Here is an 18,660-nt window from a genome sequence, read left to right on the forward strand (position 1 = left end):
GGGTGCCGCAGCCCCTGCCCCTCCGAGCGTCCGGACCCACCCATGTTCACAAGCCCCTTCCGGCGCGCCGGTCCCCCCTCGTCCGACCCCGCCACCGCCACCGCCACCGACCCGGCCACCGGCCACGCCGAGCCGGTGGCCGCCCTCAACGGGCACGACCTGCTCCTGCGGTACGGCGGCACGCCGGTCGTCCACGGCGTCTCGCTGACCCTGCAACCCGGCCGCGCGACCGCCCTGGTGGGACCGAACGGCAGCGGGAAGTCCACGCTGCTGCGCGCTCTCTCGAGGCTGCACCGGGTGGACGGCGGCCGGGTGACGCTCGGCGCCCCCGGCGGACCGCACGAGCGGGACGCGGCCCTGCTCAGCGCCCGTCGGTTCGCCCGCGAGGTCACACTGTTCTCCCAGTCGAGGCCCGCGCCCCAAGGGCTGACGGTCGCGGAGGTCGTCGCGTTCGGACGCCACCCGTACCGGCGCGGCTTCGCCGGACCGACCGCCGAGGACCGCAGCGCCGTCGACCACGCCATGGGCGTCACCGGCGTACGGGACATGGCCGGCCGGCCGGTCGGGGAACTCTCCGGCGGGGAGATGCAGCGAGTCTGGCTCGCGGCCTGCCTGGCCCAGGACACCGGCGTCGTACTGCTGGACGAACCGACCAACCATCTGGACCTGCGCTACCAGATCGAGACGCTCGACCTGGTGCGCGATCTCGTCGAGGAGCACGGCGTCGCGGTCGGGATCGTGCTGCACGACCTCGACCAGGCGTCCCGCGTCGCGGACACGCTGGTCCTGATGCGCTCCGGCCGCGTGCACGCGGCGGGCAGACCGGCCGACGTCCTCACCGCGCAGAACATCGGCGAGGTCTACGACATCCGCGTCGAGGTCGGGGTCGACCCGCGCTCGGGCCGTCTCCGAATCGACCCGCTCGGGCGACACCCCGCCTGACCGCTAGGGCGGCACCCCTGACCGGTCGAGAGACATCCCGCCCGACGGCTCGGGCGGCACCCCCTGACCGCTCGGGAGACACCCCGCCCGACGGCTCGGGCGGCACCCCCTGAAGCGGCACATCCGCCGCGGCAACGCGTCACAACACATCCATCGCATCGCAACACATCGCAAGAAAGAGGATCGTTCATGAACCGTGCCCGTCGCCTGGCGGCGTCAGCCTCCGCGGGGCTCATCGCCCTCGCCGCAACGGCCTGCGGCACGACCGACGTCGACAAGGCCGCGGCCGGCAGCAGTGCCGCCGCGTCGCCCGCCTCGGAGAGCTGCGCCCAGGACACCACGACCACCTCGACGAAGCCCGTCTCCTTCAAGGACGGTGTCGGCCGGCAGGTGAAGCTCGACAAGCCCGCCCAACGGATCGCGGTCCTGGAATGGCAGCAGGTCGAGGACGCGCTGACCCTGTGCGTCACCCCCACCGCGGTCTCCGACGCGAAGGGATACAGCACCTGGGTCAGCGCCGAGAAGCTGCCCGGCGGGGTGACCGACATCGGTACCCGTGAGGAGCCCGACCTCGACACCCTCTACGCGGCGAAGCCCGACCTCATCGTCGTGGAGGCGTTCGACGCCGACGACGAGACGCTCGTGAAGCTGGAGAAGCGGGGCGTCCCCGTGATGGCCACGCGGGGGGCGAACCCGAAGGACCCGATCGGGAACATGCGAGAGGTGTTCAGCATGATCGGGGAGGCGACGGGGCGCACCGAGCGCGCCGACCAGGTGCTCAAGGAGTTCGACGCGCACCTCGCGACGGCGAAGAAGCAGGTCACCGACGCCGATCTGCCGACGAAGGACTTCCTGTTCTTCGACGGATGGCTGGAGGGCGGCAACCTCACCGTCCGCCCCTACAGCAAGGGCGCCCTGTTCACCGAGATAGGCGAGGAGCTCGGCATGAACCCCGTGTGGACCGACGACGTCAACAAGGCCCACGGCGACGGGGGCGTCGATCCCTCCTACGGTCTCGCGCAGACCGACGTCGAGGGACTCACCTCGGTGGGCAACGCCAATCTCTTCTACGCCAACGACGAAGGGGCCGGCGGGTACGTCGCCGCACTGGAGAAGAACCCGCTCTGGAAGAGCATGCCGGCCGTGAAGGAAGGCCGTGCGCACGCGTTCCCGGCGCGGGTGTGGGGCGCCGGCGGTCCGCGCTCCTGCGCGCAGGCGATCGACGCCTACGTCGACGTACTCGACAAGAAGTGAGCACAGCGCAGACATCGGCGCCCCGAGGGGAAGCGCTGCCGCGCACCGAACACGGCGGCGCTCCCACCGGGGTGGCCGTCCTCGGGCTCCTTCTCGTCGTGACCGTCCTCGTGGGCATGTGGCACCTGACGCAGGGGACGTCGGGCGTCGGCTTCGGCGACCTGGTGCGGTACCTCGCCGGGGAGCGGGAGAACACCGGCGGGGCACCGGTCGGCGAGATCCTCACCGGCTCGCGCCTGCCGCGCCTGCTCGCGGGCGTGGCGGTGGGCTTCGCCCTCGGCTCCGCCGGCGCGCTGCTCCAGTCCGTCACGCACAACGCACTCGCCTCCCCCGACACCCTCGCGGTCACGTCCGGGGCCTACTTCACGCTCTCGCTCGTCGCGGCCTTCGGTCTCTCCGTCCCGTTCTGGGCGTCGGGCGCGGTCGCCTTCGCCGGCGGCCTCGCGGCGGCGGCGCTCGTGCTGCTTCTCGCAGGCCGGGCCGCGGGCACCACGGGCACCCGTCTCATCCTCGCCGGATCGGCGACGGCGATGGCCCTGGACGCGGCGACCGCGATGCTCCTCATCCTGTTCAAGCAGAACACGACCGGGCTCTTCGCCTGGGGGAGCGGTTCACTCGCACAACTGAACATCGACGCGTCGATCCGCGCCTTCCCCCTGGTGGCCGTGGTGCTGTGTGTCGCCCTGGCGCTGTCCCGGAGGCTGGACGTGATGAGCCTCGGCGACGACGCCGCGTCCACCCTCGGCGTGCCGATCCGGAGCACCCGCGTGGCCGCCGTGATCTGCGCGGTGCTCCTGACCGGCACGGCGCTGACACTCGCGGGCCCGATCGGCTTCGTCGGCCTCGGCGCCCCCGTCCTGGCACGCCTGGTCGCGGGACGGGTCCGGGCACTGCGCCGGCACCTCCTCCTGGTGCCCGCGGCCGGGCTGTTCGGCGCGCTGCTCATCCTGCTCGCGGACGCGTCGCTGCGTGCGGTGCAGGGCGCGGACGGGGCCGCCTCCATTCCCACCGGGGTGCCGACCGCGCTGCTCGGCTCCGTCGTGATCGTGGTGCTCGCGCTCCGCCTCCGCGACACGGGCGGGCTCCGGCAACCACCGCACGCACGGGTCGCGGTACGGTCGCGCCGCGCGTTCCTCCTCGTCGTGCTCGGCGCGGTGACACTCCTGGCCGGGGCGGCTCTCGTGGCGGTCCTGGCGGGCAGCCTCTGGCTGCGGACGGGAGACCTCGCGCTCTGGGCCCGGGGCGCCGCCCCCGACCTGATCGGTCAGGCGCTCGACGACCGGGTCCCGCGCGTCATCGCCGCGATTCTCGCCGGCGCGGCCCTGGGACTGGCCGGATGCGTCGTGCAGAGCGCGGTACGCAACCCGCTGGCCGAGCCGGGTGTACTCGGCATCACGGCGGGCGCGGGGCTGGGTGCGGCGGGCGTCGTCACGTCGGGCCTGTCCGGCGGACGGCCGCTGCTCATCGCGGCCGCGGTCGCGACGGGGCTCGCCACGTTCGCGGTGATCGCCCTGCTGTCCTGGCGCGGCGGCTTCCTGCCCGACCGGTTCGTACTGATCGGCATCGGCTGCGGGTACGGCCTCAGCTCCGTCACCACCTTCCTGCTGCTGCGTGCCGACCCGTACAACACGCCCCGGATCTTCACCTGGCTGTCCGGCACGACCTACGGGCGCACGCTGCCCGACGTCGTACCGGTCGCGGTGGCCCTGGCGCTCGCGCTCCCCGTGCTGCTCGCCATGCGCGGCCAACTCGACCTGCTGGCCGTCGACGAGGACACCCCGCGCACAGTCGGCGTCAGGCCGGTACGCGCACGCTTCGCCGCACTGACGATCGCCGCGGTGCTCGCCGCGCTCAGCGTGATCGCCGTGGGCGTCGTCGGGTTCGTGGGGCTTGTCGCCCCGCACCTCGCCCGGTCGCTGGTGGGCGCCCGGCACGGCCGCGCGATCCCGGTCTCGATGCTGCTCGGCGGACTGCTGGTCTGTGTGGCCGACGCCCTCGGCCGCACACTCGTCGCCCCCGCCCAGGTGCCCGCGGGCCTCATGATCGCCCTGGTCGGCGGCCCGTACTTCATCTGGGTGCTCCGGCAGTCCCGCGCATGACGCCGCCGCACGGCGCCGCGCCCGCGCCGCCCGGCGCACCACCGGCCCCGGGGCCGCGCAGCGCAGCGCAGCCAGGGCCTGCGGGCGAAGCCCCGTCCTGATCCCTCGCCCCTCCGAACACCAGGAACACCGGAATGCCGCCTCAGCAGCAACACGAACAGGAACAGCAACAGCAACAGCAACAGCAGGAGACGCCTGTGCGGAGCGTCGTCGTCCCGTTCGAGCCCGAGGCGGCGCCGACCACGCTGAGGAAGCTCGGACACCTCCAGGTGCCGGAGCGCTGGCACACGGTCGACCGCTCCGCCCACGCCCCCCACATCGTGGCCGTTCCGGGTGACGACGGCACGGACCGGATCGCCGCCGCGCTCGTGACCGCCCGCCCCGACACGGCCTACCTGAAGATCGTCGACGCCGTCGGCGACGTACCGGCAGCCGTCCGGGCCGTCGTCGCCCATGCGCGCCGCCGGGGGCTCGCGCAGGTCAAGTGGGAAGGATGGACGGCGAGTCCGGAGGACGCCGCCGCCGCGGGCTTCACCCCGCTGCGTCCTCCGCTCACGCCGACGCAGCACGCGGCAGGGCCAGACACCGGTTACGTTCGCTGGCTGCACGACGCATCGGTCTCCGAGCCCCCGTACTACGGACAGACCACGCACTTCACGTGCGGTGCCGTCACCGCCCTGCTCGCGCAGGCACACGCGGGGACGCTGCCGCCGGAGACACTCGACCGCCAGGCGGAACTGACGCTGTGGCGCGACGCGACCAACTTCCCGGCGTGCGAGCCGGTCGGACTGGGCGTCGCCGTACGCCGAGCGTGGCCGTCGTCCCCCGTTACTGTCCACCTCGACGCGGACCGGCCCGTCCTGCTCGACCACCACCCGGAGAACGAGCAGGAGTGGCGTGCCCTGCTCCAACGCGCGTCCCGTACGGAGGCCGGACGGATCGGCGTCCCGATCGACCCGGACCGTCTCTCCCTGACCGCGATCCGGAGCGCGATCGGCCGGCAGGAGCACGTGCTGCTCCTCATCTCGCTCGCCGGGATGCAGGGCTTCGACGTACCGCACTGGGTGCTCTGCCACGGCGCCGTACCCGGCGCCGTCGTCATCGAGGACCCGTGGGCCCACGCGGTCGCGGGGGACACCTGGGTCGACGCCCACCTGCTGCCCGTCCCCGACCTGTCGCTCGACACGATGTCGACCATGTCGACCATGTCGTCGGACGCGACGGACGACTTCCGCGGCGCCGTGGCCATCGGCCGCCCGCGGCAGCGCGTCGAGTCCGACTCCTCGTCATCGCCCTCGCCCGCCGACGTGTCGAGTACAGCGGTCCCGGGGGAGCACGTTCACCGCCAGGGCCGGTAGGCGGTCGTCGAGCGCGCGGCCGGGCACGGGAAGGCCGCCCCCCGGACTCACCGCCGGGTGGGCTCGTCGCCCTCGCGGTGGAGGACCAGGTGCTCGTGGAAGAGGACGCCGTCGCGGACGTCGCCGGTGGCGGTGAAGCCGGTGTCGTCGACGTAGTCGAGGTGGTCGCCGGTGACGGTGTAGCGGCCGGTGTAGGCGCTGCGGCGGCTGCCGCGGGCTTCGTCGTAGCGGCCGTTCGGCAGCAGCTCCTGACGGATGAAGCCGTCCGCGGTCACCCACATCCCGACGTACGGGTGAGGATCGCGGGGCGTGTCGTTGCTGGTCATGGCTCTACGATCGCCCCGGCGACCGGTGCCGGCCAGGCCGCCGTCTTCCTGGGTGCCGCGCACCCAGCCTGGCGAGCGACAGGTGGGTGCCCGACACCTGGGGACAAGGCGGCCTGGTTCCGGCTTCGCCGTACGACGAGCCTGGTGGTCGGGCAGCCGTCGTGGCTGCCGAAGCCACCGAACCCTCGCCTCGGACCCGCACCTGCGCTGATGTCACGCAGGGGGACACGGATGAGGCGACCGGCGACTCCATCGAGGAGCATGCGCATGAGCACCACCGGCACTCCCTGCACCACCGGCACTCTCGGCACTCCCTGCACCATCGATACCACCGGCACCACAGGTACTGCCCGCACCACAGGTACTGCCCGCACCACAGGAACCGCCCGCACTACCGGAATCACCGGCACCGTGGGCTGGAACGCCGAAGCCCCCGACCAGATCCTCGCGAACGACGCGGGGCGTTCTGTCAACGACACCACCGGCGCCGCCGTCCTCGAAGAGCTCCGGCGTCGGCCCGCCGACCGGCGGCGCATCCTGTTCACCGGCGCGACCGTCGTCACCATGGACCCCGACCTCGGCGTCGTCGCCGGCGACCTGCTCGTCGAGGGCGACACGATCAAGGCCGTCGGCCGCGACCTCGACGCGGGCGACGCCGTGGTCGTCGACGCCGCCGGCACGATCCTCGCCCCCGGCTTCGTCGACACCCACCGGCACGCCTGGGAAACCCAGTTGCGCAGGATCATGCCGGACGTCGACGACCTCGGCGGGTACGTCACGGCCACCCTGGCCGGCTACGCGACGGTCTACCGGCCCGAGGACATGTACATCGGCACCAGACTGGCCGCCCTGACCGCGATCGACAGCGGCATCACGACGATGCTCGACTTCTCCCACAACTCCCGTACCCGCGAGCACTCCGACGCCGCCGTAGAGGCCCTCGTCGACACCCGCATCCGCGGCGTGCACGCCTCCATGGGCCCGCACTTCGGCGCGTGGGACCGCCAGTGGCCCGGCGACCTGGCGCGCCTCAAGGACCGGTACTTCAGCAGCGACGACCAGTTGCTGACGCTGCGCCTGGCGGCCCTGGCCACCGACGAGATCGCCGGACCGGCGCTCGCTTACGGTCCTGAACTCGCGCGAGCCGCAGCAGAGTTGGGTATCGGGGTGAGCGTGGACGCCGTGTTCGGCGCGTCCGGCTCCGAGGCGGCGCTGCGCTGGGCCAAGGACGGCGTCCTCGGCCCCGACGTCACGCTCATCCACTGCACCGGACTGACCTCCGAGGCCTGGAAGGCGATGGGGGAGACGGGCACCACCGTGGCGCTCGCCCCCACCTCCGACGCGCAGATCGGTCTGGAGACCGCCGTCCCCGCCGTCGACGAGGCACTCGCCGTCGGTATCCGTCCCGGACTGAGCATCGACGTCGAAGTCGCCCTGGCGAGCGACATGTTCACGCAGATGCGGGCCCTGCACGCCATCCAGCGGATGCGCGCCGTCAACGCCGCCCACGGCACCGACGAGCAGCCCTCCCGCATCACCACCCACGACGTCCTCGACTTCGCCACCCTCCAGGGCGCCCGCACCAACGGCCTGGCCGCCGTCACCGGCTCGCTCACCCCGGGCAAGAAGGCCGACCTGCTGGTCATCCAGGCCGAGGACCTCAACAACATGCCGCTCAACGACCCGATCGGCACCGTCGTGCTCGGCTCCGACGCCCGCAACATCAGCGCCGTCCTCATCGACGGCGAACCCCGCAAGTGGGACGGACGCGTCCTCGACGTCGACCTGGCCGCCCTGCGGGCCGAGGTGCACGCCTCGCGCGAGTACGTGCTGAACACCCCGGCTGTCTGAACACCCCGCCTGCACAGCCCCCCGCCTGCACAGCCCCCCCGCCTGCACAGTCCTCCTCCTCCACAGCCCCCTCCTTCACAGCCCCCGACCCGCATCCCCCGTCCCCCCGTCCCCCCGTCCCCCCTGGGATCCCGGGGGGGACGGGGGGATCAGTCGACGATGGGCACGGTCGGAGCATCCGGTGGCATGTTGAACGGCGTGACCACCTGGATCGCCGAGGGCAGCGAGGGGCCGTCGTCGGGGAGGGCCTTGTGGGCGCGCATGACGATCTGGCAGGCACGTCGCATGTCCTGGCGCAGGTCGTGGTGGAGGACCGCGGACAGGCGGCGCTCGCGCAGCAGACGGGTGTTGTCGTGGTCCAGGTCGTGCGCGATGAACACCGCGCACTCCCGCCCGAGCGCGTCGAAGGCGTCGAGGGTGGCGAGGTTGCCCCCGCCCGCGGAGTAGACGGCGATGATGTCCTCGTCCCGTTCGAGCGCGTCCAGGACGAGATCGTGCTGGGTGGCGTCGATGCCGTCGCTGTCGGTGACCTCCACCAGGGATCGCCGGGGGTCGGCGAGGCGCATGGCGCTGCGGAAGCCCATCTCGCGTTCCTCCTCGCCGCGGAAGGAGCCCCGGCTGATGGTGGTGAGCACATTGCCCGACCGCCTGCCCAGCCACTGTCCGAGGAGGTAGGCGGCGGTGGCGCCGGCCGCGCGGTTGTCGATGCCGACGTACGCCAGGCGCGGGCTGTGCGGCAGGTCGGTCACCAGGGTGACGACGGGGATGCCGGCCGCGACCAGCCGGCCGACCGCGGCCGCGATCTCCGGCTCGTCGGGGGCCTTGAGGATCACACCCTGCGTGCCGCGCTTGGCGATCCTGTCCAGGGTTCCGGCCAGCTCCTCGGGTGGGCAGGCCTCCCGGAAGTGGAAGCGCGAGCGTACGAGGGCGGGATGCAGGGAGGGGAGTTCGGCTTCGAGTGCGTCCCGCACCGCGGTGGAGAACCGCTCCGGGGCCTGCATCACGATGTCGACCATGAAGGTGCGGCCCCCGAGCCGGACCTGGCTCTGCTGGCGGTCCAGGTCCTTGATGGCTTCGTGCACCTCCCTGATGGTGCTCTCCGTCACGTTGCCGCGATCGTTGAGGACGCGGTCGACGGTGGCCGTGCTCAGTCCGGCCTGGCGAGCGATTTCCCTGATCGGGTAGGGGTGTCGCATGACTGATTCCAAGGCTGATGATGGATTTTTGATGTATCGATAAGCATTGAATGATGTGTTTGGGTTCTCAAGACTGGCAGAAATGCACGGACTGCGAAAGGACCCCGATGTCTTCCACAACCGCGGGAGCGCGGACTCGGCTGACCGAGGCGGACTGCGATCTCGAAGAGTTCCGCTCACTCGTGGAGCAGAGCACCGACCTCGCCGACCATCCCTCGGCCGAGCGGGTGGAGCAGAACGTCCCGCTCTACGACAGCGAACGGCTCCGCTTCCTGTCGGCCACCCCACAGGGCCGGCGGAGCGTCCAGGACGAGGTGATCCGGGCCCTGCTGGACGGGCCCGGCATCGTGGTCCTCAAGCGCGCCTTCACCGAGGCGGCCGTCGTGGACGCGGCGTCCGAGGCCTTCCGCGCGCTGATCGAGGAGGAGCGTGCCACCGGTGCGGCCCGCGGCGACCACTTCGCCGAACCCGGCGCGAACGACCGCGTCTGGAACGCCCTGGACAAGGTGGCCGTACGGGCGCCGGAGGCGTTCGCCGACTACTACGCCAACGACATCCTGGAGCTGATCGCCGAGGCCTGGCTCGGCCCCGCCTACCAGGTGACCTCCCAGGTCAACGTGGTCAACCCGGGGGGCGCGGCGCAGAGCGTCCACCGCGACTACCACCTCGGGTTCCTCTCCCGGGAGCGGGCCGCCGTCTACCCGGCGCACGTCCACCGCCTCTCGCCGGTGCTGACCCTCCAGGGCGCGGTGGCCCACTGCGACATGCCCGTCGAGTCCGGCCCGACGCTGTATCTGCCGCACTCGCAGAAGTTCGAGCCCGGCTACCTCGCCTGGCGACTGCCGCAGTTCGTCGAGTACTTCGACACCCACCACGTACAACTCCCGCTGGAGAAGGGCGACGTGGTCTTCTTCAACCCGGCGCTCTTCCACGCCGCCGGGCACAACCGCTCGGCCGGCATCAGGCGCATGGCCAATCTGCTGCAGATCTCGTCCGCCTTCGGCCGCGCCATGGAGACGGTCGACCGCGAGGCGATGGCGAACGCGCTGTTCCCGGTGCTGCTGCGCCGCAAGGCCGAGGGCGTGTCGCAGGACTGGCTGCGCCGCGTGGTCGCGGCCACCGCCGAGGGGTATCCCTTCCCCACCGACCTCGACCTCGACCCGCCGGTCGACGGTCTCGCCCCGCCCTCCCAGGCGGACACCGTCTGGCAGGCCGTCGTCGAGGGCTGGGCCCCGCAGCGGCTGCGCCAAGAACTGCGGGCCGCCGCCGAGCGCCGCCGAAGCTGAAAAGGACACCGCACCCATGGGACTGCTTCAGACCCCGCTGCTCGACGGCCTGGTCGTCCTCGTCAACGGCGGCAGCCAGGGCGTCGGCGCGGGCATCGTACGGGCGGCCGTGCGGGAAGGCGCGAGCGTCGTCTTCACCGGCCGCCGGGCCGACGTGGGCGAGGAACTCGCCGCGGACACGGGCGCGCGCTTCGTGCGGACGGACCTCTCCGATCCGGCGCAGGCGCGCGACAGCGCCGTACAGGCCATCGCTGCGCACGGGCGCATCGACTGCCTGGTCAACGCGGCGGGACTGACGTCGCGCGGCTCGCTGCTCGACACCACGCCGGAACTGTTCGACCAGCACATGGCGATCAATCTGCGCGCGCCGTTCTTCGCGATGCAGGCGGCGGTTGCCGACATGACGGCCCGCAAGGCGCCGGGCACCATCGTCAACATCATCTCCAACTGCGCGCACGGCGGTCCGCCCCACCTGGCGGCGTACTCGGCGGCCAAGGCAGGGCTGGCAGGCCTGACGCGCAACGCCGCCCACGCGCACCGCTGGGACCGCATCCGGATCAACGGCCTCAACATCGGCTGGACGGACACCGAGGGCGAGGACGCCACCCAGCGCGCCTTCCACGACGCGGGCGACGACTGGCGGGAGCGGGCCGCCCGGTCGCAGCCGATGGGCAGGCTGGGGCAGGTCGACGAGATCGCCGACTTCGTCGTCTTCCTGCTCTCCGGCCGCAGCGGAGTGGTGACCGGCTCGGTCATCGACTGGGACCAGAACGTCTTCGGCGGCCAGGACTGAGCCGCCCTCGGGCTGAAGGAGCAAGATCATGCGTACAGGCGTCACGGGGCTGGGCCGCATCGGCAGCCTCCGCGCGCGGACCCTCGCCGGGCCGGACGCGGTGGACTCCCCGTCCTTCCGTGAACACCGGCCCGTACGACTCGAAGAGGTGCGCGAGGCATGACCGACGAGCCCCTGCGCATAGGAGTCCTGGGCGCCGCCCGGATCGCCGAGCTGTCGATCGTCGGGCCGGCCCGTGCGGGCGGCCACCGCCTCGTCGCGGTGGCCGCCCGCGACCGGGACCGGGCCGAGGCGTTCGCCGCCGCGCACGGCGTGGAACGGGTGGTCGGCTCCTACGCCGACCTGGTCGCCGACCCGGAGATCGAGGTCGTCTACAACCCGCTGGCCAACAGCCTGCACGGACCGTGGAACCTGGCCGCCCTGAAGGCCGGCAAGCACGTCCTGACCGAGAAGCCGTCCGCGAGCAACACGGCGGAGGCGGCCGAGGTCCGCGAGGCCGCCGCCGAGGCGGGCACGGTGTTCGTGGAAGGCTTCCACTACCTGTTCCACCCCGTCACCCGGCGTCTGCACGAGCTGCTGGACAGCGGGGAGCTGGGCGACCTACGGCACGTCGAGACCATGGTCGCCATGCCCGCGCCACCGGACAGCGACGTGCGGTGGTCGCTCCCGCTGGCGGGCGGCGCGCTGATGGACCTCGGGTGCTACAGCCTGCACGCCCAGCGCATGCTCGCGTCCTGGGCGGGCGGGGCGCCCCGGCTGGTCGCCGCACGTGGCGGTGAGAGGGCGGGGGCACCGGGAGTCGACGAGTGGCTGGACGCCGATCTGGAGTTCCCGGGCGGCGGCACGGGCAGCGCCCGCTGCCACATGGCCCACGGCACATGGCAGATGAGCTGCCGGGTCGTGGGCTCGCGCGGCGAAGCCACGGTGGTGAACTTCGTCCAGCCGCACCTGGACGACCGGGTCGTGGTGCGTACGGCCGCCGCCGGTGAGCGCACCGAGGAGCTCGGCCGCCGGTCCTCGTACACCTACCAGCTCGAGGCCTTCGCCGCCCGCCTGCGGCACGGCACACCGTCGGCGCTCGACGCCGACGACGCGCTCACCACCATGCGGCTCATCGACGCCTGTTACCGGTCGGCCGGGTTCCCGCCACGGCCGCGTACGGTGCTGCCGGCCACCGCATGACGAAGAGCGAACGGGCAGAGTAAATCGGTCGGCGGAGGAGATCGGTCGGCGAAGGAGAGCAGAGGTGGCGGGGACGACCGTGGTGTCGTCCCCGTCCTCGTCACCCCTGTGACCTCTGCTCCGCCTGCTTCAGCAGCGCCGCGGCACTCCGGTACGCCGCCGCCGCGGCCTCCCGCACCGGCAGCGCGCGGTGCGCGTCGGAGAGGATCTCCACGCCCCAGGGCCCGCGGAAGCCGGCCGTACGGAGCGCGGTGATGATCCCCGGGAGGTCGAAGGAGCCCTCTCCGCACAGGCGACGGCGATGGACGGTGTCCTCGAAGAGCGTGCCGACCACCTGGGGGTCGGCGTCGTTGAGCTCCACGCCCACGATCCGCGACCCGGGCACGTCGGCCAGTTCGGCGGGTGGGGTGCGGGCGCGCTCGGTGTGCCAGACGTCGATGATGAGCCCGCCCGCCGGGTGGCCGGCGGCCTCGACGAGCCGGAGTCCGTCGTGCACGGTCTTCAGGTTGGACCAGGGCAGGGGCTCGACCCCGAGCCGGGCGCCCACCCCCTCGGCCTGCGCCGCCAGCGTGGCGAACTCCTCGGCCCAGCCGTCGAGGTCCCAGGGTTCGTCCGCAACGTCGGGGCCGATCTTGAAGGTGCGTGCGCCGAGCACCTCGACGGCCCGCAGCATTCCGGCCCGGACGGTGTCCGACGCGGCCCGCCGGGGTCCGTCGGCCCACCAGTCGGTCAGCAGCTCCAACTCGATGTGGCTGATCCCGTTGTCCTCGAAGAGGGACCGGACACCGGCGAGTCCGTACGCGCGCTCGGCCTCCACCAGGTCCCCGTACAGGAGCCCGAAGCCGGTGAATCCGGCGTCGCGCGCCGCTTCCACCCGTTCCCGCAGGCTCAGCGGACTGCGCTGTTCCTCCCGGTCGGGAGCGGCGTCGCCCGCGGTGGTCCAACACGTGGCCAGAAATTCGTCAGCGGTCATTTCTGTTTCCTGGATTCCTCACGTCTGGATTCCCCGCGTCTGGATTTATCGTGTTCGGAAAAGATTGGAAAGTCGCCGGTGTGCGGCGAATGGCGTTTCGGCAAAGGGTGGCACGTCCGCCCCGGCATTCTTGGACGCCCCGCGCATGCCGGTCAATCCATCGGAATACATCAAATACACATCAGGCCCGCATCCGGCTGCGCGACATCGCGCGCCGGCGCCCTCAGCGTCTCGAAGGCGGCCGCCGTCGGGCCGGCCGGTTCGGCTTGGTAGACCACCAGTTGCTGGTGCGGGGCGCCGTTGACGGTGAAGGCCGCGAAGGCGATGTGCAGGTCTCCGACCCGGGGGTGTCTGAGCCGCTTGACCTCCTGGGTCTTGCTCCTGACGTCGTGCGTCTGCCAGAGCCCGGCGAACTCCTCGCTCCGGGCGGACAGTTCCGCCACGACTTCGGCGATACGGGCCGACTCGGGGTCGTGGCCGTAGGCGGCCCTGAGCTCGGCGACACAGGAGTGGGCGGCCCGCTCCCGTTCCTGGTAGAACTCACGCCCCGCCGGGTCGACGAACACCATGCGGGCGAGGTTGTCGAACCGGTCGAACCCGCTGTGGAGGGCCGTGGCGAGGGAGTTGCCCGCCATGATGTCGAGGGCCGGGCCGACGACGAAGGCCGGAGTGTGATCCCATCCGTCCATCAGCCGCAACAACTGCCGGCTGACGTCCGTCCCGCCCCAGTCGCGAGGGCGTTGCGAGGCGGTGAGACAGAGGCGGTTGAGATGGGCGGTGGCCTCCGCGTCCAGTTTCAGCGCCTGCGCCACGGCGTCGAGGACCTGCGGGGACGGGCTGTTCTCGCGCCCCTGTTCCAGCCTGATGTAGTAGTCGGAGCTGACACCGGCGAGCAGCGCGACTTCCTCCCTGCGCAGTCCCGGCACCCGGCGTCGCCCGTACTCGGGCAGACCGACGTCATGTGGCTTCAAGGCTTCTCGGCGGGCTCTGAGGAAATCACCCAAAGGCGTCCCGTTGCTCATGCGGCAAGACTAGATGGGTTTCGACCGGCGAGAAGCGGCGGTCGCGCTATGTGACACAGAAGGGAATGCGTTGCACGCAGGGTAATTCCTCGGGGGCCGTGATCCTGGGTGTGGCGCACCACCCTCGACAGACCTCTTCGCGGTGTTCTCCGCCTGGCCTCGGCGGCATGGAAAACGACGCACGCCCCGACTCGGTCGAAGGGCTGGGTCAGTTCCTCCGCTCCCGCAGGCACCGACTTCCTCGGCGCCGCCTGACACACGCCCCGTGACACACGCTCCGTGACACACACCGGGCGCCCCGCGTCGGACGCGGTCCCGAAACGGTCCGTCCGACCGCTCCGTCCGCGACCGTCTAAGCTCCGGGCCATGCGCGTATTGGTCTTGGAGGACGACCCCGACCTGGGGCCCGTCGTCGCTGCTCAGCTGCGTGGTGCGGGGTTCGCGGTGGACCTCGCGCGGACTCTGGCCGAAGCGGATCTCAAGCTCTCCGTCAACAGCTACGACTGTGTCGTGGCCGACCGCTCCGTTCCGGACGGAGACTCGCTCACGCTGCTCGCCCGGCACCGGCGGACGGGATCGGCGCTGCCCTTTCTGCTGCTGACGGCACTGGACTCGGTGAGCGACCGGGTGGCCGGCTTCGAGCACGGGGCGGACGACTACCTGGTCAAGCCCTTCGCCTTCGCCGAACTGGTCGTCCGGGTACGTGCGTTGTGCCGCAGGGAGCAGCCCGCACGGCTGCCGGTCCTGCGGGCGGGTGACCTGGAGGTCGACCTGCCGCGGCGCCGCGTGTCCAGGGCCGGGGTGCTGCTCGGCCTGTCGGCCAAGGAGTTCGCGGTGCTCGAGCTGCTGATGCTGCGCGCGGGTGAGGTCGTCACGCGCACCGAGCTGATCGAGAGCTGCTGGGACGAGGCGAGCGAGCCGATGTCCAATGTGGTGGACGTCCTGATCGGCCAGCTGCGACGGCGACTCGGGCCGCCCGATCCGATCGGCACGGTGCGCGGTGTCGGCTACCGGCTGGGCGAAGCCGGTCAGGGACGGGCCGCCGAGGCGCGGGCGTGAGCCGCCGGGACACGGCGTCCTCCCGGTCGCCCGCCGTGGCCCGGCTGCGGCGCACCCGCCGGCTGATGACGCTCCTGTTCGCCTCGACGACCGCGGCCTGTCTCGTCGTACTCGCCACGGTCGCCGTCCGCATCGACGCCGGAACCCGCCGCTCGGGCCTCGACCACGAGGTGGGCAGCCGCGCCGTCGGACTTTCGCGGGCGGTCTGGTTCGACGCGGGGACGCTGCACCTCGAGCCGCTGCGTGAGGACGAACTCGCTCAGGGCGCACCGGTGCTGGCGGTTCTGCAGGCAGCGCCGGGGCAGCCGCCGTCGGTTCACCACGCGGTTCCCGCTCGGTCGGCGCTGCCCCGTCAGGACCGGCTCGACCGGGTCTGGCGGAGCATCCTGGAGGAACAGGACACCGTGGTGGTCAGCGCCCCCTCCTCGGACGGCGGGCGGCTGAGATGGGCGGCGGCTCCGGTCTGGGACGGCGACCGGATCGGGGCGGCCGTACTGGTCGGCACCGAGCTGGCGCGCGGCGAACGCGATCACGACGCCCTCGTGCGCTGGCTGGCTCTCGGCTGCACGGCTCTGGTCTGCTGCGCGGCGGCCGTCGGGCACCTGCTCTCCGGCCGGGCCATGCGTCCCGCCCTGCGGGGGCTGGGGCAGCAGGAGCAGTTTCTGGCCGAGGCGGCGCACGAGCTGCGTACGCCGCTGGCGACGTTGCGGCTCGTGGTGGAGCGGGGTGGCTCTTCCGACGAGGCCCTGCGGCTGGTGGACCGGCTGAGCCGTCTGGTCACCGGGCTGCTCGCCAGGGCCCGCATGGAGGCCGGCGCCCAGCGGGCCGAGCTGATGCCCCTGCGTCTCGACCAGTTGGTGGAGACCACGGTGGAGGAGCTGCCGGACCGTGCGAGCGTGACGGTGAGCTCCGAGCCGGTGGTGGTGCTCGGGGATCCGGACCTGCTGGCCCAGGCGGTACGGAACCTGGTGGAGAACGCCCAGCGCCATGGCGGCCCGGCGGGGTCGCCGGTCGAGGTCACGGTCACGCCGGGCCTCGTCGCGGTCCGCGACCACGGTGCGGGCGTGCCGTCCGTGGACCGGGAGCGGGTCTTCGCCCGGGGAGTCACCGAGGGTGCCGGAGCCGCCTCGGGAACGGGGGCGGGGCTCGCCATCGTCCGCTGGGTCGCCGAACTGCATCACGGCACCGCTCGCCTCACGGACGCTCCCGGAGGCGGCCTGGTCGCCGAGCTCCGGCTGCCGACGGGCCCGCCCCGCGCCTCGTCCTCGTCCTCATCTTTGTCCTCATCCTCATCTCATGATGACCCCGGCACGGTGGGCGCATGAACCTTCTGCGCAGACCCCGGCTGCTGGTCGGCACCGCCGCGGGACTCGGCACCCTGCTCCTCGCCGTGACCTTGCACGGCCTGCCCGGCGGCGACACCGCGTCCGCCTCGACCGAGGTGGCCGTCCGGGTCGACCAGGTCGGCTATGTGCGCGGCGAGGCGAAACAGGCCTACGTCATGGGGTCCTCGGCGGCTCTCGCCGGAGCGCGCTTCAAGGTCGTCGACGCGAAGAACGAGGTCGTCATGGCGGGGCGGCTCGGAGCCGCCACCGGCCGCTGGAACGCCCGGTACCCCTCGGTGCGCACCGTCGACCTCACCACGCTCGACACCCCCGGCAGTTATCGCCTCGTCCTGACCGGCACCGCGGCCGGCCGCTCGCCCGCGTTCCGGATCGCCGACGCCCGCGAGCTGATGACCCCGCTCGTCCGGGACAACGTCCGCTTCCTGCAGGCACAGCGCGACGGAGCCGACGTGCTGCCCGGGACCCTGCGGCACGGGCCTTCCCATCTGGCCGACCAGGACGCGACCGTCTACGCCGACCCGGACTACGACGAGGAGGGCGACGAGCTGCTCGACGAGCGGCTGACGCCGACCGGTGACCGGGTCGACGTCTCGGGCGGCTGGTTCGACGCGGGGGACTACCTCAAGTTCACCGGCACCACCTCCTACTCGGTCGCCGAACTCCTCCTGGCCCAGCGCGACGTGCCGGGCATGGCGGAACTGTCCGCCGAGGCCTCGCACGGGCTGGCCTGGCTGGACAAGATGTGGGACGAGGACGGCGAGACCCTCTACGCGCAGGTCGGCATAGGCGCGGGCAACGACGCCGTACGGACGGACCACGACGTGTGGCGGCTGCCGGAGGCCGACGACCGACTCGAGGTGTCACCCCGTGACCCCGACTACACGATCAAGCACCGCCCGGTCTTCCGCGCGGCAGCACCGGGCGAGGCGATCAGCCCCAATCTGGCGGGACGGGTGGCCGCGGTCTTCGCCCTCGCCGCACAGCGCGCGGCCGCCACGGAGCCGCAGGAGGCCCAGGACTGGCTGGACAAGGCCGCCGCCGTCTACGACCTGGCCGACTCCGGCCACGACCCCGACGAACAGCTCGTCACCGCGTACCCGGGCGCCTTCTATCCCGAGGACTCCTGGCAGGACGACATGGAGTTCGGCGGCGCGGAACTGGCCCTGGCCGCACGGCGACTCGGGGACGACCGGGAGGGCGACTGGGCCGACGCCGCGGCCGGATGGGCCGGGGACTATCTGGAATCCGACACCAAGGGAACGCTCGGCGTCGCGGACGTCAGCGCCCTGGCCCACGCCGACCTGGCCACGGTCCTGGACGGCACCCGGGCGAACGGCATCGGGGCCGAGGAGCTGTACGCGGACCTGCGCCGCCAGTTGGACGACGGGGTCGCCCGCGCCGGGCACGACCCGTTCGGAGCCGGCGCCGTCTACGACGACTTCGACGCCGTACCGCACACCTTCGGGCTGGCGGCCACCGCCCACCTCTATGCCAGGGCCACCGGGGACACCCGCTACGCGGCCTTCGCCGCCCGGCAGCGAGGCTGGGCCCTCGGCGCCAACCCCTGGGGAACCAGCTTCGTCATCGGCGCGGGTGAGGTCTACCCGCACTGCCCGGAACACCAGCTAGCCAACCTCAGGGGCAGCCACGACGGAACGGGAGCCATCCTGCGGGGTGCTGTGGTCAACGGCCCCAACGCCGCCGCGAAGCTGGAGGAGACGAACGGCTTCGAGACCATGAAGAAGTGCACGGCCGCCCCGCCGACCGGAGCCTGGACCGACTTCGACGGCAAGGGCGCACGGTACGTCGACGACGTGGGCGCCTGGCAGACGGTGGAGCCCGCGCTGGACTTCACCACGACGGCACTGCTGGCCTTCGCCCTGACCGCACAGGGCGAAGGCCCCGACCAGACCGGCCGGAGTCCCCGGGCCGGCACCGCCACGGGCTGAGCGGGCCCCTCGGCGAAGAGCCCG

16 protein-coding genes are annotated in these 18,660 nt (G+C 72.3%); 12 read left to right on the forward strand and 4 right to left on the reverse strand.

Features of this window, described 5'->3' with window-relative positions; genetic code table 11:
* Positions 1-42: 42 nt before the first annotated feature.
* The 4 genes from ABT070_RS05630 (at position 43) to ABT070_RS05645 (ending at position 5,653) form a co-directional block, all read left to right on the forward strand.
* Positions 43-942 (forward strand): ABC transporter ATP-binding protein, encoded by a 900-nt coding sequence (locus tag ABT070_RS05630; RefSeq protein WP_351755098.1) that lies wholly within the window; start codon positions 43-45, stop codon positions 940-942.
* 189 nt (positions 943-1,131) lie between these two features.
* Positions 1,132-2,196, forward strand: coding sequence for an iron-siderophore ABC transporter substrate-binding protein (locus ABT070_RS05635; protein WP_351755100.1), 1,065 nt, complete (start codon positions 1,132-1,134; stop codon positions 2,194-2,196).
* A complete protein-coding gene (locus ABT070_RS05640) occupies positions 2,193-4,295 on the forward strand; it encodes an iron ABC transporter permease (RefSeq protein ID WP_351755103.1) in 2,103 nt (700 codons plus the stop codon). The genes ABT070_RS05635 and ABT070_RS05640 overlap by 4 nt, the downstream gene beginning before the upstream one ends.
* A gap of 134 nt (positions 4,296-4,429) precedes the next feature.
* Positions 4,430-5,653 (forward strand): peptidase C39 family protein, encoded by a 1,224-nt coding sequence (locus tag ABT070_RS05645; RefSeq protein ID WP_351755106.1) that lies wholly within the window; start codon positions 4,430-4,432, stop codon positions 5,651-5,653.
* 47 nt (positions 5,654-5,700) lie between these two features.
* Here ABT070_RS05645 and ABT070_RS05650 read toward each other — a convergent pair whose 3' ends face one another.
* Entirely contained in the window at positions 5,701-5,979 is a 279-nt protein-coding gene (locus ABT070_RS05650) for an Atu4866 domain-containing protein (RefSeq protein WP_351755109.1), read from the reverse strand.
* A 267-nt stretch (positions 5,980-6,246) separates the two neighbouring features.
* On the opposite strand from ABT070_RS05650, the gene ABT070_RS05655 reads away from it, so the two are divergent.
* Positions 6,247-7,830, forward strand: coding sequence for an amidohydrolase family protein (locus ABT070_RS05655; RefSeq protein WP_351755111.1), 1,584 nt, complete (start codon positions 6,247-6,249; stop codon positions 7,828-7,830).
* Positions 7,831-7,979: 149 nt separating this feature from the next.
* On the opposite strand, the gene ABT070_RS05660 is transcribed toward ABT070_RS05655, so the two are convergent.
* Positions 7,980-9,026 (reverse strand): LacI family DNA-binding transcriptional regulator, encoded by a 1,047-nt coding sequence (locus ABT070_RS05660; RefSeq protein ID WP_351755114.1) that lies wholly within the window; start codon positions 9,024-9,026, stop codon positions 7,980-7,982.
* Between the two features lie 107 nt (positions 9,027-9,133).
* Between ABT070_RS05660 and ABT070_RS05665 the strand changes: the two genes are divergently transcribed.
* From ABT070_RS05665 to ABT070_RS05680, 4 genes are read left to right on the forward strand one after another with little or no spacing between them, the layout of a single operon-like run.
* Positions 9,134-10,312: a phytanoyl-CoA dioxygenase family protein gene (locus ABT070_RS05665; RefSeq protein ID WP_351755116.1), complete on the forward strand. Its 1,179-nt coding sequence runs from the start codon at positions 9,134-9,136 to the stop codon at positions 10,310-10,312.
* Positions 10,313-10,328: 16 nt separating this feature from the next.
* The gene (locus tag ABT070_RS05670) at positions 10,329-11,105 is read left to right on the forward strand and encodes an SDR family oxidoreductase (RefSeq protein WP_351755118.1); all 777 of its coding nucleotides are present in this window, start codon (positions 10,329-10,331) and stop codon (positions 11,103-11,105) included.
* Positions 11,106-11,133: 28 nt separating this feature from the next.
* Complete coding sequence (locus ABT070_RS05675) at positions 11,134-11,268, forward strand: hypothetical protein (RefSeq protein ID WP_351755121.1); 135 nt, start codon at positions 11,134-11,136, stop codon at positions 11,266-11,268.
* Positions 11,265-12,287, forward strand: coding sequence for a Gfo/Idh/MocA family protein (locus ABT070_RS05680; protein WP_351755124.1), 1,023 nt, complete (start codon positions 11,265-11,267; stop codon positions 12,285-12,287). Before ABT070_RS05675 ends, ABT070_RS05680 begins: the two co-directional genes overlap by 4 nt.
* A gap of 100 nt (positions 12,288-12,387) precedes the next feature.
* On the opposite strand, the gene ABT070_RS05685 is transcribed toward ABT070_RS05680, so the two are convergent.
* Positions 12,388-13,260 (reverse strand): sugar phosphate isomerase/epimerase family protein, encoded by an 873-nt coding sequence (locus ABT070_RS05685; protein WP_351755127.1) that lies wholly within the window; start codon positions 13,258-13,260, stop codon positions 12,388-12,390.
* A gap of 170 nt (positions 13,261-13,430) precedes the next feature.
* Positions 13,431-14,282 carry a helix-turn-helix transcriptional regulator gene (locus ABT070_RS05690; RefSeq protein WP_351755130.1) on the reverse strand — a complete coding sequence of 284 codons (852 nt, stop codon included), beginning with the start codon at positions 14,280-14,282 and terminating at the stop codon, positions 13,431-13,433.
* Positions 14,283-14,648: 366 nt separating this feature from the next.
* Here ABT070_RS05690 and ABT070_RS05695 point away from each other — a divergent pair, with 366 nt between their 5' ends.
* Genes ABT070_RS05695 through ABT070_RS05705 form a run of 3 tightly spaced genes read left to right on the forward strand, consistent with a single transcriptional unit; the run spans position 14,649 to position 18,636 of the window.
* Complete coding sequence (locus ABT070_RS05695; protein ID WP_351755132.1) at positions 14,649-15,341, forward strand: winged helix-turn-helix domain-containing protein; 693 nt, start codon at positions 14,649-14,651, stop codon at positions 15,339-15,341.
* A complete protein-coding gene (locus ABT070_RS05700) occupies positions 15,338-16,666 on the forward strand; it encodes a sensor histidine kinase (RefSeq protein WP_351755134.1) in 1,329 nt (442 codons plus the stop codon). The genes ABT070_RS05695 and ABT070_RS05700 overlap by 4 nt, the downstream gene beginning before the upstream one ends.
* A complete protein-coding gene (locus tag ABT070_RS05705) occupies positions 16,663-18,636 on the forward strand; it encodes a glycoside hydrolase family 9 protein (protein WP_351755137.1) in 1,974 nt (657 codons plus the stop codon). The genes ABT070_RS05700 and ABT070_RS05705 overlap by 4 nt, the downstream gene beginning before the upstream one ends.
* Positions 18,637-18,660 lie beyond the last annotated feature (24 nt).

The sequence above is a fragment of the Streptomyces sp. NPDC002884 genome, from assembly GCF_040295245.1.
Taxonomy (GTDB): Bacteria; Actinomycetota; Actinomycetes; order Streptomycetales; family Streptomycetaceae; genus Streptomyces.

Bases quoted from the DNA above. Each gene is read 5' to 3' on its own strand.
- ABT070_RS05630 (WP_351755098.1), top strand. From the start codon at position 43: ATGTTCACAAGCCCCTTCCGGCGCGCCGGTCCCCCCTCGTCCGACCCC.
- ABT070_RS05635 (WP_351755100.1), top strand. From the start codon at position 1,132: ATGAACCGTGCCCGTCGCCTGGCGGCGTCAGCCTCCGCGGGGCTCATC.
- ABT070_RS05645 (WP_351755106.1), top strand. From the start codon at position 4,430: ATGCCGCCTCAGCAGCAACACGAACAGGAACAGCAACAGCAACAGCAA.
- ABT070_RS05650 (WP_351755109.1), bottom strand. From the start codon at position 5,979: ATGACCAGCAACGACACGCCCCGCGATCCTCACCCGTACGTCGGGATG.
- ABT070_RS05655 (WP_351755111.1), top strand. From the start codon at position 6,247: ATGAGCACCACCGGCACTCCCTGCACCACCGGCACTCTCGGCACTCCC.
- ABT070_RS05660 (WP_351755114.1), bottom strand. From the start codon at position 9,026: ATGCGACACCCCTACCCGATCAGGGAAATCGCTCGCCAGGCCGGACTG.
- ABT070_RS05665 (WP_351755116.1), top strand. From the start codon at position 9,134: ATGTCTTCCACAACCGCGGGAGCGCGGACTCGGCTGACCGAGGCGGAC.
- ABT070_RS05670 (WP_351755118.1), top strand. From the start codon at position 10,329: ATGGGACTGCTTCAGACCCCGCTGCTCGACGGCCTGGTCGTCCTCGTC.
- ABT070_RS05675 (WP_351755121.1), top strand. From the start codon at position 11,134: ATGCGTACAGGCGTCACGGGGCTGGGCCGCATCGGCAGCCTCCGCGCG.
- ABT070_RS05680 (WP_351755124.1), top strand. From the start codon at position 11,265: ATGACCGACGAGCCCCTGCGCATAGGAGTCCTGGGCGCCGCCCGGATC.
- ABT070_RS05685 (WP_351755127.1), bottom strand. From the start codon at position 13,260: ATGACCGCTGACGAATTTCTGGCCACGTGTTGGACCACCGCGGGCGAC.
- ABT070_RS05690 (WP_351755130.1), bottom strand. From the start codon at position 14,282: ATGAGCAACGGGACGCCTTTGGGTGATTTCCTCAGAGCCCGCCGAGAA.
- ABT070_RS05695 (WP_351755132.1), top strand. From the start codon at position 14,649: ATGCGCGTATTGGTCTTGGAGGACGACCCCGACCTGGGGCCCGTCGTC.
- ABT070_RS05705 (WP_351755137.1), top strand. From the start codon at position 16,663: ATGAACCTTCTGCGCAGACCCCGGCTGCTGGTCGGCACCGCCGCGGGA.